The organism is Methylobacterium mesophilicum SR1.6/6, assembly GCF_000364445.2.
Taxonomy (GTDB): domain Bacteria; phylum Pseudomonadota; class Alphaproteobacteria; order Rhizobiales; family Beijerinckiaceae; genus Methylobacterium; species Methylobacterium mesophilicum_A.
Map to the genome: position 1 here is coordinate 1,313,057 of NZ_CP043538.1, position 12,675 is coordinate 1,325,731.

Sequence of the window (12,675 nt, forward strand, 5' to 3'; positions counted from 1 at the left end):
GGCCGAACTCAGCCGAGCCACCGGTGCAGCTTGGCAAACAGCAGGTCCTCGTCGATGGGCTTCGTCATGAAGTCGTCGCAGCCGGCCGCCTTCGCCCGCTCCTCGTCGCCGCTCATCGCGTTGGCGGTGATCGCCACGACCGGGATGCGGGCGGTGTCCGCGTTCGCCTTGATGCGGCGCGTCGCCTCCCAGCCATCCACGAGCGGCAGCGACAGGTCCATGAGGATCAGATCGGGACTGTCCGCCACCGCCATCGCGACACCCGCGGCGCCGTCGACGGCGATGAGGATCTCGTAATCGTCCTCCAGAAGCTGCGTCAGCAGATCGCGATTGAGCGCGACGTCTTCGACGATGAGGATGCGCTTCATCGGGTGTCCTCAGAGCGGGCACTCCGCCGCGCGTGTCGCTCCGGATCGCTCATCGACCGTCGAGCGCCTCGGATCCCGGCAGCGGAAGCACGCGCTGGACCTCCCGGACCAGGGCGGCACGGTCGAGGCCCTGCTTGTCGATCAAGCCAAGGACGCGCTCCCGCAGCATCTCGCGCTCTCCGGAATCGAGGGACGCGGCTGTCAGGACGACGACGGGGATGGTGCGCGCCACGGGATCCGCCTGGAGGGCGTCGAGGAAGGTGAGGCCGTCCATCCGGGGCATGAGCAGGTCGAGCAGGATCACGCTCGGCCGGGCCTGCGCGATGCGCTCGAGGCCCGCTTGGCCGTCCGCCACCCAATCGACGGTGCAGTGCTCGGGATCGAGCAGCTGCCGGACGAGGTCGGGCACGTTGGGATCGTCGTCGATCACCAGGATGCGCTCGTTGTCGGGGGCGATGCGTGCCAGGGCGCCGATCAACGCCTCCCGCTCGAACGGCTTGACGATGTAGTCGGTGGCCCCGAGCCGAAAGCCAAGTTCCTTCTGATCGACGATCGAGATCAGGACCACGGGGATTTCCCGGGTCTGCGGATCGGTCTTGAGCGCGTGCAGCACCTGCCAGCCATCCGTGCCGGGCATCATGATGTCCAGCGTGATCGCCCGCGGCTGCAGCGTCCGTGCCATCCGCAGGCCATCCTGGCCGCTCGACGCGCCGACGACGGTGTAACCGGCATCGGCGAGATTTTCCTGCAGCAGGTACACGACGTTCGGATCGTCATCGATCGCGAGCACCACCTTGGCGCCCGATCGGGGCACGGGAGGCGGGGCGGGCATCGGCTTCGGCGCGGGCAGCGCCGTCTCGGACGTCCCGGTGATCCGCGCCGGAATGCTGAGCGTGAAGGTCGAGCCCTGTCCCTCCCGGCTCTCGACCTCGATCCGGCCGCCGAGCAGACGGGCGAGCCGATGACTGATCGCGAGGCCGAGGCCGGTCCCGCTGTGGGACCGCGTCGCGCTGTTGTCGACCTGGTGGAACTCCTCGAAGATCGCGGAGAGCGCCGCCGCGGGGATACCGATGCCGGTATCGGCGACCGCGAACTCGATATGCTCGCCCGCCGGGCGGACGCGGAGCGTGACCGAACCGGCCTCCGTGAACTTGATCGCGTTGCTCAGGAGATTGATCAGGATCTGCCGCAGCTTCTCCTCGTCCGTGCGGAGCGTGGCCGACGGATCCGCGACGTCCCGAAGGAGACGCACGCCCTCGTTCTTGATCAGCGGCTCGACCGTCCTCAGGCAGAGGTCGAGCACCGGCGCCAGGGCGAACTCCGACGGCTTCACCTCCATGCGCCCCGCCTCGACCTTGGCGAGGTCGAGGATGCTGTTGATCAGCGAGAGCAGGTGCTCCGAACTCGCCAGGATCTTCTCGAGATTTTCGAACTGCTTGACGGGCAGGACATCCTTGGCCCGCCGCATCACGAGCCGGGTGAAGCCGATGATGGCGTTGAGCGGCGTGCGCAGCTCATGGCTCATATTGGCGAGGAAGCTGCTCTTGGCGCGGCTCGCGTCTTCCGCGGCCTCCTTGGCCTGCCGCAGGGCCTCCTCGGCGCGCTGGCGCTCGACGACCCGCCCGAGCTGCGCGCCGATGTTGATCATCACCTTGAGGAGGGCCGGGTCCGGTGGTTCCGCGTCGCAGGCGAAGAACTCCAGGGCGGCCACGACCTCGCGCCCGACCGTCACGGGAAAGCCGAAGCCGGCCCGGACGCCGTCCGCCGCCGCCGCGGCCGCGCGCGGGTCGTCGAGGTCGGCCTGTACGTCGAGGTTCCATTCCGGCTGTCCCGACAGCAGGACGCGGCCGGCAGGTCCCGCCCCGGTCCGGAGCGCCGTCCCGTTCGTCGCGGCGCGGAAGTGGCCGAACCGGCCCGGGGCGTCGCAATGCCAGAGGCCGGTCGGGACCAGCGTGCCGCTGCCGTCGGCGGCGACGATGTAGGCGTGTCCGAGGGGCCAACCGGTGTGATGCGCGACGCGGTCCAGGCAGAAACCGATGGCGTCCTCGACCGTGGATGCCTCATTGGCGGCCGTCGCAGCGGCCTGCAGCAACTCGACGAACCCGGTCTGCTTCTGCAGCGCCAGTTCGGCCTCCTTGCGGGCGGTGATGTCGCTCCACGACTCGACGACTTCGACCGGCTCTCCATTCGGATCCCGCAGGAGGCGCTGCTCGTCCCGCACCCAGCGGTAGGTGCCGTCCGCGCGCAGGAACCGGTACTCGATAACGTTGTGTCCCTGTCGGAGCAGGTTCGGAAACTCGGACAGCACCCGGTCCCGATCCTCGGGATGGAGGCGGTCCAACCAGAACTCCGGCCCGGCCAGATAATCATCGGGCTCGTAGCCGAGCAGATCGCGCACATTCTCGCTGATGAAGGTCGGCGCGTTCCGTCCGCCCACCTCGAAGCTGCAGATCATCGAGGGGGACGCGGTCAGGAGGTAGGTCAGCCGGCCCTGCGTCGTGCGCAGAGTCTGCTCAGCGCGCTTGATCTCAGTCACGTCCGTGTAGACGGCGACCACCCCGCCGTCGTTGGTCTTGCGCTCGTTGACCTGGACCCAGCGCCCGTCGGTCCGCTGCTGGAGGAGCGGACCGCTCGGCGCGTGGAAATGGGACATCCGTTCTGCGAGCCACGCCTCGACGGTCACGCCGTCGGGCCGCTCGATGCAGCGTTCGGCGGCGGCGCGGGCGATCGCCTGAAAGGTCGCGCCCGGGCCGATCACCGCCTCCAGCCGCGGATGGAAATCCCGGAAGTGATCGTTGCTGAGGACGAGCCGATCGTCGGAATCGAACAGCGCGAAGCCTTCCGAGCTGCTCTCGATCGCTTCGATCAGCGTCCCCTTGGCGACGCCGGCCGCCTCGAGACGTTCTCCATCGCGGGCTTCGGAGCCGCCGACGCCGGGGGGCTGCTCCGGGGACGATCCGGTCTGAGCTTGGGACATCGATCGGACCAACCCTTTCGGAGCGTCGCGCCGGTCTCTTCGCCGGCCGCCCCGAACCGACATGCGCCGCGCCGTCCATCTCCGATTTATCAGTTTTCACCGTTGCACGGTCTATATTGCGGATCAAGCGAACGGGAGATCTTCGAAAAGGTGTTCGTCACGACGGCCTGTAACCGTCGTATGTCGCGTCAGCTCAGCCGAGGACTGTACCGCATGCCCCGACCATCCTGACGCGCATCGTGACGTCCATCGTGCGGCGCAACTCGCGAGGGCAGACGTGCCGCCCGAGATCGCATCCGGACCGCAGGCGAGCCGCGGCGGCGGTGCGCCTTGTTGCTGTCCTCGCTGAAACGGAGGAGCTGATGGCTGAGTGAAGCGTGCGGCGGATGACCCGGCGACGACACGCGACCTTCTCCAAGCGCTCGACCCCGGGGCGACGTCGGACGGCGTGCCACCGACCACTGGACCGCCGGTAACGGGGCTCGATCGCGGTTCGGATCCGCCTCAGGCGACAGATCGAACCATCGACAGCGCCGGATTGTTGGGGAGGGATTTGCTTGGTGGGCGCACTAGGGTTCGAACCTAGGACCCGCTGATTAAGAGTCCTAACGACCTCTTTGAAAAGACTGAGCTTTTTCTCCGACCAAGGAGAAAAGCGGCTATGAAAGATCAAAGGGTTAGCGTGGGAATGCCGACCGGCGGTCCCCCCTCCCCTACCCCAGTGGTCTGTCACTTCGCTCAGGATCACACGCTCAGCCCCGGTCAGGCTTGGGTCCTGATGGCCCTCGTCCGTCGCTTAGAGGAGCCGGCACGATGAGCCGCGCGGGCACCTACGCGTCATTGATGGAACCGGTCGCTAGGATCCTCCTCGGCGAGCCGAATGCTCGTCTTAGCCGCGGTCGCGAGCTCCGCTTCAGAACACGCGGATCGCTATGTGTCGACCGCCATCGCGGCGTATATCACGACCACGAGGCAAACACGGGCGGTGGTGTCCTCGACCTCATCAAGGCCGTGAAAGGATTGGCTGGGGGAGACGCGATCGCGTGGCTGCGCGAGCAGGGCTTCGACCTGGCCGAGGTTGGGAATGACCGGGTCAAGCCGCACCACGACGGCCGACCACGGATCGTCGCGACCTACAATTACAATGACGCGGCAGGGCAAGTATCCTTTCAAGTCGTGCGCTATGATCCGAAGGATTTCCGCCAGCGCCGCCCTGATCCAGCATCTCAGGACGGATGGATTTGGGGCCTGAGGGATGCCGAGCGCCTCGTTTACCGCCTCGCAGAGGTGATCGACGCCGTTGCCAAAGATCGTGTTGTCTACATTGCCGAGGGCGAAAAGGCCGTAGACGCCCTCGCCGGGATCGGTGTCACGGCGACGTGCAGCCCGATGGGAGCCGGCAAGTGGCTGCCCGAGTATTCGCAAACCTTCTGCGGCGCCCACGTCGTCATCCTGCCCGACAATGATGAGGCAGGTGGGATGCATAAGGATCAGGTCGTGGCGACGCTCACGGGGCTCGCGGCTTCGGTTCGCGTGCTCGAATTGCCCCATCTCCCGTACAAGGGCGATGCCTACGACTGGATCGAGGCCGGCGGCACGGCGGACCAGCTTGCAGAGCTCAGCGAGGCAGCTCCGCCGCTCAATTATGCGGTCCTGTCTGATGCGTCCGTGACATCGGCTCAGACCCACCAGGTGGAACGCCTGCCGCTATTCCCACCTTTGCCGGCCGCCGAGCCGTACCCGGTCCACGCTCTCGGCCCGATCCTCGGCGAGGCCGCCAGTGCGATTGCCAGGAAGGTCCAAGCGCCCGTCGCACTCGCCGCACAATCGGTCCTCGCCACAGCTGCGCTTGCAGCCCAGGCTTACGCCGATGTGCTGATGCCTTACGGCCAATCCCGTCCCCTCAGCCTCTATCTCCTCAGTATCGCCTCGTCGGGTGACCGGAAGAGCACAACCGACAATGAGGCGCTCTGGCCCATCGCGAGGCGTGAGGAGTCACTGCAGGAGCAGCACGGCCGTGATCACCAGGACTGGCTCGTCGCTCACGCGGCCTGGTCTGCCGAGAAAAAGAAGATCGAGGGCGAGCGCAATCTCCGGTTCGAGGACCGGAAGGCGCGCCTTGCGGCGCTCGGACCGGAACCGCAGCCGCCGATCCGGCCGGTGCTGATCTCGGCAGAGCCGACGCTTGAGGGACTGGTAAAGAGCTGGTCCAGCCTTCCGCCGGCTCAGGGCGTGTTCAGCGCCGAGGGTGGGCAGTTCATCGGTGGTCACAGCATGGCCCAGGAGAACCGGCTGCGCACCGGCGCCGGTTTCTCAGCTCTCTGGGACGCCAAACCCCTTGCCCGCATCCGCGCGCTCGATGGCGTGTCAAGCCTGAGGGGCCGCCGTCTCACCATGAACTTGATGGTGCAGCCGCGGGCCGCGGCCGCCTTCCTGTCCGATCCGGTGTTGCGCGACCAGGGATTGCTGGGCCGGGTACTTGTGGCCGCGCCCGACAGCATCGCCGGCACGCGTCGTTATCGTTCCCCATCGGAAGCCGACGCCGAGCAGATCGGCTGCTATCGTGCTCGGATCCTCGACCTGCTGGAGGGCTGGCCGATTGTCGTCAACCGGACCCAAGGTCTTCAGCCACGCGAGTTGGTAATGGGACCGGAAGCCGAGGCTAGCTGGCGACAGTTCCACGACCGAGTTGAGGAACGATGCGGCCAACAGGGCGATCTGCGCCCGGTCTGCGACTTCGCCACGAAGGCCGCGGAGCACGCGGCTCGGATCGCTGGCGTGCTCACCATCGTCGATGACGAGCGCGCGGTTGAGATCCCGTCCGGGGCTATGGATGCTGCTGTCCACTTGGCGACGTGGTACCTCGGAGAGGTCTTGCGCCTTCTTGGCGCGAACCGGACTGACCCGAAGCTGTTGCAGGCTCAGGCGCTCCTCAGCTGGATGCAGGATCAACCCAGCGGTACTTGCCTACTACGCGACATCCTGCGCCTCGGCCCGAGCGCCACGCGGACGAAGAAGGAGGCAGAGGCAGCACTCGCCATTCTGCAACAGCACGGACGGGTGGAGGAAGTCAGCCGCCGACCCTGCACCTTCCGAGCGCACCTCGAGAATGAAGCTGACAGCCCATGAGGCATCCGCCCTGACAAGTCTCCTCTGCGACGGAAGCGACATTTGCGACATTTCACCCTCTGAGCAGCCGAAGTGTCGCAACCGTCGCGGATGTCGCAAGAGGTACCTGCAAATCCGCGTACTTCGGGTCGCAAGTTCTTCTACCTTCGAAGGCTGCTTCGATCGAGGCGAGGGCCGGGAGCGCCCGCTCGCGGTAGCCATTGCCTCGCAGGACGTGCTCGGCGTCATGCACTAAGCGATCTGCGCCAATCTGCCCTTCGAGGCGGGGCTCAATGGCCGGTTGCAGCACGCTCTCGGTTGCCGCGTGCAAAAGCGTCGTGGCGTCCGTCACGGCCTTCAGCTCAGTGAGCCACAGCATGTCGCCGACCGTCGGTAGACCCTCAGGCTCTGAAGAACTTCAGCACCTCACCGTCGCCTGAGCTTCAATGATCATCAGGAGTCTGCGCCGGCGGGGCCGGACGAAGTCCTGTCATGATCAACATCGACACGTTAACGATGTTCTATCTTGCTCTGCTCCAGCTTTTGCGGAATACTAGCTCGCACTTTACGACGAATACCGGTACAAACACGAGAGGCAGTGAGATGGAAAGTCTTTACTGGGATGAGTCCCATCCCTATTTTTACATGACGGGTGAGGAGTTCTATGGCACAGATCCGCAATCCGATCGTGAATACTGGAGCAGGGCTGCAGGCTGGACCGTCGAGGAGGCTATCGCCCTCTCCTTCGGTTGCGAACCGCGAGTGGTGAATTGGCCGGCTTTGAAGGGCACTGGTCACCCCTTCGAAAAGCGATACGCCGAGTGGAGGAGCTTGGCGATCCGCGCTCGTCACATGGGTCAGCTGAAAGAATTTAACGAACCGGAAGTGTTTATCCAGTGGGCGAAGAGACAGGGGATGTCGTTCGACCCAGAGCTCGAGAAGGCGGTGAGGACCAGCAACAAGGCCGCGAAGGCCACGCAAGCTCGAGAAGACGATCACTTGAACTCGAAATCGAGACAGAGCTTGCTAAAGCTCGTGATCGGGCTGGTAACCGCGACGTACAGTTACGACCATCAAAGGGCGCGCACATCTATCGTCCGGGAGATCAAAGACGATCTGGACCGCGTCGGCATTAAGCTGGACGAGGATACGATCCGCAAGTGGCTGGCCGAGGCTGCCGACGAGTTCGGCTACCTCGTCACGACCGGTCAGAAGGACTCTTGACCGAAATCGCTTCCCGCCTGGCCGAAGTCGGCCTCCGCCCCCCGGTTCGGTCCTACACAGCACCCGTCCATAAGACGGGAGAAGCGAAGTGCAAGATAAGCTCCACACGGATCCGGGACCTCTAGCATCGCTGGCAAGTCCCGGAACATTCAGCAAATATGTGTCGGTCCGGCAGAAGGGCGATTGGACCGGTGCGAACCTTGGCCTCGCACGGACCTGGTCAGACCCGATCGGGCACCGGGTTGTGCCTGCATCGGTCTTCACCGTGGGTGGCGCGCGATGAGCGCTCCGCGAACCTCAAGCAAGGCAGCGCATATTGCCGCTCGCCACAACCGTGCCCTCTGGCGCGTGCACACCTTCAAACATCGCCGTCTGACGGCCGGGCTGCACCGAGGCTCTCGAGAGCATCAGCAGCGTACACGCGTTCGCGAGATCAAGCGCAGCGGCAGCTGCAACCCCGGGTACCTCGCGAAAGCCGAGACCGGAAGATCGTATGCGGCCGACAGTTGAAGCGACGCCACCGCCTAAATAGGTAGCGGGCCACTTGCCCCATGATTTTACATAGAAACTGGGTCTGAACCCCAGGGCTTGTGGCGGCTCCATCTCAGTCCACCGTCTCGTCGACCTTCCCATACAGGTCGGGGTGTCTGGCTTCTTTGTTATGAAAGGTCCTTTCAGGACCAAGATGCTGGCAGTGAGACCAGCACGTCCTCCGAGGTCCCTTGATCGGCCCGGGGGACCACCGCCGTTTCCGCCTAACCGGCTGAGTGAACGAGCACAGAAAAGGGCAACACGAATGGCCTGTCCTACCCACCGGGTGTGCTGATCAAGCATGTCGATCGGGACGAAGCAGAGTCTCCGGAGGCATAGTTTTCCCCAGCAGGGTGAACTATGCCTCCGAACAAACCAGACGTTGATATCTGATAGAATCGTCTGACAATATCGGAATGGAAGATCTGCCCGTGACGAAGTCGCGGGCGTCGAGGCGAGGCCGAGACCAGGTCAAGCCTGGTTCAGCGCATACATACCAGAGCAACGGTCGAATCGGTGAGGCTGACCGTCTGAAGCCGACGGTATATTACGAAGACGACCTGTTCATTTCATGAAATAGCAGGATGTCGAGCTGTTCAGGCGCGAGGCTGAAGCTGAATCAAGCAATTAGACACCAAATGTCAGGACTCGGCATCTCGGACCGAAATGTCGAGGTTTACGCTCGTGCTCAGCGCTTTCCATGCACGACGATACAAGCAGCTGTTCAATATCGAATGCTGTGTCCATCAACATGTTCATACCGCCGTCGACCGAGGATAAAATTCAATCAGCTTGACCGTGCGTAGGTCGGCAACGAGTGTAAGCCGCCATTGGGCTGCTTCCCGCAAGCCGACATTCGGCTTTGCGCCCATTCCGGTCGTGGAAGTGACTGCACGGCCATCCCAGAAGCGGATAAATTGCGCCGAGCCAGCCCGGACCGTCAGTTCGTGAGCACTGGTCTTCGACTCGGTCAGATCGATCGGATTTTGACGCGCCTCCTTCCTGAGCTGCATTCCGGCCCCGTTCCTGCAAGCCGCACCGCGCCAGGTTCGGTGCACGTTCCAGGTCATTTTGGTGTTGGCGGCCACATATCTCCCGACCGCGCGGCCGAGATCAGCGGTGCAGGGCGTCGCCACCGCGAGCGCCTCGATGTCCTCCACGCTGTAGGGAGCCCGCGCGAAACCGGGATCCGTGCTGCCGCACCGGGCGAGATCGGCGACCAGCGCCTCCACCCGGCCGCTCTGCGCACGCGCCGCCGCACCGATCGCCGATACCGTAGCCATACTGCGCTCCCGCGGCGCGGGTCCGGAGCGGACCGCGACGGCGTCACCCTGCCACTACCATGCCGCCCCGCCGGAACGATCCTTGCCACCGACGAGGGCCTGGCTCGCAACGAGGCGCAGGGGAGACAACAGGGATGGTGGACACGCAGTCGACGGTCAGGCTCGGAATGCTGACGCCATCCTCGAACAGCGTCCTCGAGCCGATGACGGCACGCATGCTGGTCGGGCAACCCGGGATTACCGCCCATTTCGCGCGCCTGCGGGTGACGCAGATCGGGCTATCGTCGACCGCACGCGATCAGTTCGATCAGGCGCCGATGCTGGCCGCCTCGGAGCTGCTGGCCGATGCCCGCGTCGCCGCGATCCTGTGGAACGGCACAGCGGGCGCCTGGCTCGGCTTTGCGAACGATGCGGCCCTGTCCGAGGCGATCACGCAGCGGACCGGCGTGCCGGCCTCGACCTCGGCGCTCGCCTTCCGCGACCTATTCCGCAGGCGCGGGATCACGCGCGTCGGGCTGGTGACACCCTATATGGGCGACGTCCAGGCGCAGATCCAAACGAATTGGCAGGTCGAGGGGCTCGACTGCTCGGCCGAGCGGCATCTCGGCCTGTCGGAGAACTTTGCCTTCGCAGAGGCCGACGAGGTCGAGATCGCCGGGATGGTCCGCGCCGTGGCGGCCGAGGGCGCCGAGGCGGCCGCCATCGTTTGTACCAACCTCGCGGGGGCGGCCATCGCGCCCGCCCTGGAGGCAGAACTCGGGATCCCGGTCTACGATTCCGTGGCAGTCAGCCTGTGGAAGGCGATGGGCCTCGCCGGGCTGGATACCGCAGGGATCACCGGCTGGGGCAGCCTGTTCGCGCCGCACTGAGCGGCGTCAATCAGCCGTCGTCCCGCTCGATCCAGCGCCGCAGCGCCGGTGCCAGCCCGGTGGCAGGCTTGGCCGGAGGCCGGGCGAAGCGGCCCGCACGCGGCGGACGCGCACCGAGCCGGACCACTGCCTGCGCCTGACCGAGGGCGGCCGCCAGCGGATCGATCAGCGGCACGGGCACCGCGTCTCTGACCCGCACGGCAAGGCCGGTCAGCGGGGCGCCGGCCAGGATCACCGTATCGGCTCCGTCCTCGATGACGGCTCGATTGGCCAGGGCGACGATCTCGCCCTCGAACTCGTGCTGGACCTCAGCGACCGAGCGGAACGCAGCCGCGACCGCCCGGACGCAGGCGCAGCGGGCCGAGAGGCCGGAGAGGGCAACGGCATCTTCGTACCAGGGCAGCAGCGTGCCCGAAAAAGTCACGAGGCCGAAGCGCTGGCCGAGCAGGCAGGCGGTTAGCATCGCGGCCTCGGCCATGCCGACGACGGGCAGGTCGAACAGCTCCCGCGCCGCGATCAGCCCGGGATCCCCGAAGGCCGCGATCACGGCGGCGTCGTAGCCGGCTTGATGCTCGGCCAGGGTCTCCAGCACCGCTCCACCGGCGAGCTGCGCCTCCGCGCGGCTCGCGATGTAGGGCAGGCCCCGGGCGGCCGTCAGCCCGGTGAGCGTCACGTCGGGAGCGAGCGCGGCCGCCGCTTCCTGCTCCATGCGGGCCGTCATCGCGGCCGAGGTGTTCGGGTTGATAAGGAGGAGCCGCACGCCGTCAGACGCGCGAGCTCGGGCGGTAGAACGGCTCGTGCCGCGACGGGTTGATGTAGTCGGCGTAGAAGCGGCGGGCGTGCGGCAGCAGCGCCTTCGAAAGCTGGCGCCGTTCGACCTCGTCGTCCGACAGCGTCCGCGACAGTTCGTCGTGCAGCGCCTTCAGGGCCGCGTCCCGGTCGACCCGGGTGAAGCGCCCGTCCGCGTAAAGCACCTCGCCGTCACAAAGCACCGTGGTGATACCGCCGGTCTTCGCCCGCTGAATCACCGCGTCGAGGAGTGGTGTCTCCGGATCGAGATATGGGTAGGCGATCTGGTCCCAGTCGAGCAGGACGAGGTCGGCGCCCTTGCCGACTTCGATCGTGCCAAGGCTCTCGCCGTAGGGGGTGGTGCGGGCGCCGCCGACGGTGGCCATGCGCAGCACTTGGGCCATGCTGGGCACGTCGGCCTCGTCCATGCCGGGCACCCGGTGGGCGCGCAGCACGAGGCGCATCTCCTGGAGCATGTCGCGGTCGTCGTTGATGCCGGCTTCGTCGAGGCCGATGGCGGTGTTGACCCCCTTGGCCTCGAAGCGGTTGAGCGCCGCCACGCCGGAGCGTAGCCGGAAGTTCGACGAGCAATTGTGGCAGATACAGGTGCCGGTCGCGGCCACCCGGTCGATGTCGGCTTCATTGAGCCAAACGCCGTGGCCGAGCGTCAGGCGCGGACCGAGCATGCCGAACCGGTCGAGATAGTCGAGGGCGGTGCCGCCGCCGCGCTTCTCGGCATAGGCCTTCTGATAGGCGGTCTCGACGAGATGCATGTGCATCGGTACGTCGTAGGATTCCGACAGGCCGGCGAGCCCTTCGAGGGCCGCGTCGGAGCACCAATGCAGGTTGGCGGGCGCGAGCTGGATCTTCGCCCGGCGGGCACCCTCCTGACCGCTGTGCAGGCTGCGAAAGAGGGAAAAATTGTCCTCCAGGGACATCTGGAAGCGCTCGAACCAACGCTTCATCGGGTCCTGCAGCGGCGCCGGCAGACTCGCCACGAAGTCCGTGTCGGCCTGGTAGACGAGCCGGTTCTGGTCACGGACCGCGAAGCAGTACGAGACCCGCATGCCGATGTCGCGATAGGCGCGCAGCACTTCGTTGGAGCGCGCCTCGACTTCCTCCAGGCTGCCGGGCATCCAGCCGTGGATGTGCTGGACCGTGGTGATCCCGGAGCCGACCATCTCGAAGGCCGAGTACAGGGTGTCGAGGTAGAGGTTTAGGTTGCGCGCCACCATGCGGGTGACGAACCACAGTTCCAGGGGCATATCGGGCGAGCCGAGCTGCACTGGCGTCAGGCCGACATGGTGGTGGCCGTTGACGAAGCCCGGCAGCAGGATCTCGCGGCCGGAGCCGATCACCGGGGCGTCGGGGTAGCGGGCGTGCAGGTCCGCGTAGGTGCCGACCGCCTCGATCACGCCGTCCTTCTGCAGCACCGCGCCGTCGGCGATCTCCTCCCAGCGATCGTGGTCGAGGGTACGGGTGATCATCCGGAGGCTGCGGATCAGCGATGTGGCCATGGTTGGGTC

At 65.8% G+C, this 12,675-nt stretch carries 9 protein-coding genes; 3 read left to right on the plus strand and 6 right to left on the minus strand.

Going from position 1 to position 12,675, the window contains the following annotated elements; all coding sequences use genetic code 11:
• Positions 1-8: 8 nt before the first annotated feature.
• Entirely contained in the window at positions 9-368 is a 360-nt protein-coding gene (locus MMSR116_RS06140) for a response regulator (protein ID WP_010683279.1), read from the minus strand.
• Between the two features lie 49 nt (positions 369-417).
• Complete coding sequence (locus MMSR116_RS06145; protein WP_010683280.1) at positions 418-3,345, minus strand: response regulator; 2,928 nt, start codon at positions 3,343-3,345, stop codon at positions 418-420.
• 813 nt (positions 3,346-4,158) lie between these two features.
• Between MMSR116_RS06145 and MMSR116_RS06150 the strand changes: the two genes are divergently transcribed.
• Positions 4,159-6,474: a DUF3987 domain-containing protein gene (locus tag MMSR116_RS06150; protein WP_010683281.1), complete on the plus strand. Its 2,316-nt coding sequence runs from the start codon at positions 4,159-4,161 to the stop codon at positions 6,472-6,474.
• Positions 6,475-6,526: 52 nt separating this feature from the next.
• On the opposite strand, the gene MMSR116_RS06155 is transcribed toward MMSR116_RS06150, so the two are convergent.
• Entirely contained in the window at positions 6,527-6,832 is a 306-nt protein-coding gene (locus MMSR116_RS06155) for a hypothetical protein (RefSeq protein WP_010683282.1), read from the minus strand.
• Between the two features lie 113 nt (positions 6,833-6,945).
• Here MMSR116_RS06155 and MMSR116_RS06160 point away from each other — a divergent pair, with 113 nt between their 5' ends.
• Positions 6,946-7,677 (plus strand): hypothetical protein, encoded by a 732-nt coding sequence (locus MMSR116_RS06160; protein WP_039892808.1) that lies wholly within the window; start codon positions 6,946-6,948, stop codon positions 7,675-7,677.
• Between the two features lie 1,286 nt (positions 7,678-8,963).
• On the opposite strand, the gene MMSR116_RS06165 is transcribed toward MMSR116_RS06160, so the two are convergent.
• Positions 8,964-9,491 carry a hypothetical protein gene (locus MMSR116_RS06165; RefSeq protein WP_010683286.1) on the minus strand — a complete coding sequence of 176 codons (528 nt, stop codon included), beginning with the start codon at positions 9,489-9,491 and terminating at the stop codon, positions 8,964-8,966.
• Positions 9,492-9,625: 134 nt separating this feature from the next.
• Between MMSR116_RS06165 and MMSR116_RS06170 the strand changes: the two genes are divergently transcribed.
• The gene (locus MMSR116_RS06170; protein ID WP_010683287.1) at positions 9,626-10,360 is read left to right on the plus strand and encodes a maleate cis-trans isomerase family protein; all 735 of its coding nucleotides are present in this window, start codon (positions 9,626-9,628) and stop codon (positions 10,358-10,360) included.
• Positions 10,361-10,370: 10 nt separating this feature from the next.
• Here the strand turns inward: MMSR116_RS06170 and MMSR116_RS06175 are convergent, their stop codons facing one another.
• Entirely contained in the window at positions 10,371-11,120 is a 750-nt protein-coding gene (locus MMSR116_RS06175; protein ID WP_039892811.1) for an aspartate/glutamate racemase family protein, read from the minus strand.
• A gap of 4 nt (positions 11,121-11,124) precedes the next feature.
• Positions 11,125-12,666, minus strand: coding sequence for an amidohydrolase family protein (locus MMSR116_RS06180; RefSeq protein WP_010683289.1), 1,542 nt, complete (start codon positions 12,664-12,666; stop codon positions 11,125-11,127).
• Between the last annotated feature and the right edge of the window lie 9 nt (positions 12,667-12,675).

Coding starts and splice junctions, on each gene's coding strand:
- MMSR116_RS06140 (WP_010683279.1), bottom strand. CDS start 368: ATGAAGCGCATCCTCATCGTCGAAGACGTCGCGCTCAATCGCGATCTG.
- MMSR116_RS06145 (WP_010683280.1), bottom strand. CDS start 3,345: ATGTCCCAAGCTCAGACCGGATCGTCCCCGGAGCAGCCCCCCGGCGTC.
- MMSR116_RS06150 (WP_010683281.1), top strand. CDS start 4,159: ATGAGCCGCGCGGGCACCTACGCGTCATTGATGGAACCGGTCGCTAGG.
- MMSR116_RS06155 (WP_010683282.1), bottom strand. CDS start 6,832: ATGCTGTGGCTCACTGAGCTGAAGGCCGTGACGGACGCCACGACGCTT.
- MMSR116_RS06160 (WP_039892808.1), top strand. CDS start 6,946: ATGATCAACATCGACACGTTAACGATGTTCTATCTTGCTCTGCTCCAG.
- MMSR116_RS06165 (WP_010683286.1), bottom strand. CDS start 9,491: ATGGCTACGGTATCGGCGATCGGTGCGGCGGCGCGTGCGCAGAGCGGC.
- MMSR116_RS06170 (WP_010683287.1), top strand. CDS start 9,626: ATGGTGGACACGCAGTCGACGGTCAGGCTCGGAATGCTGACGCCATCC.
- MMSR116_RS06180 (WP_010683289.1), bottom strand. CDS start 12,666: ATGGCCACATCGCTGATCCGCAGCCTCCGGATGATCACCCGTACCCTC.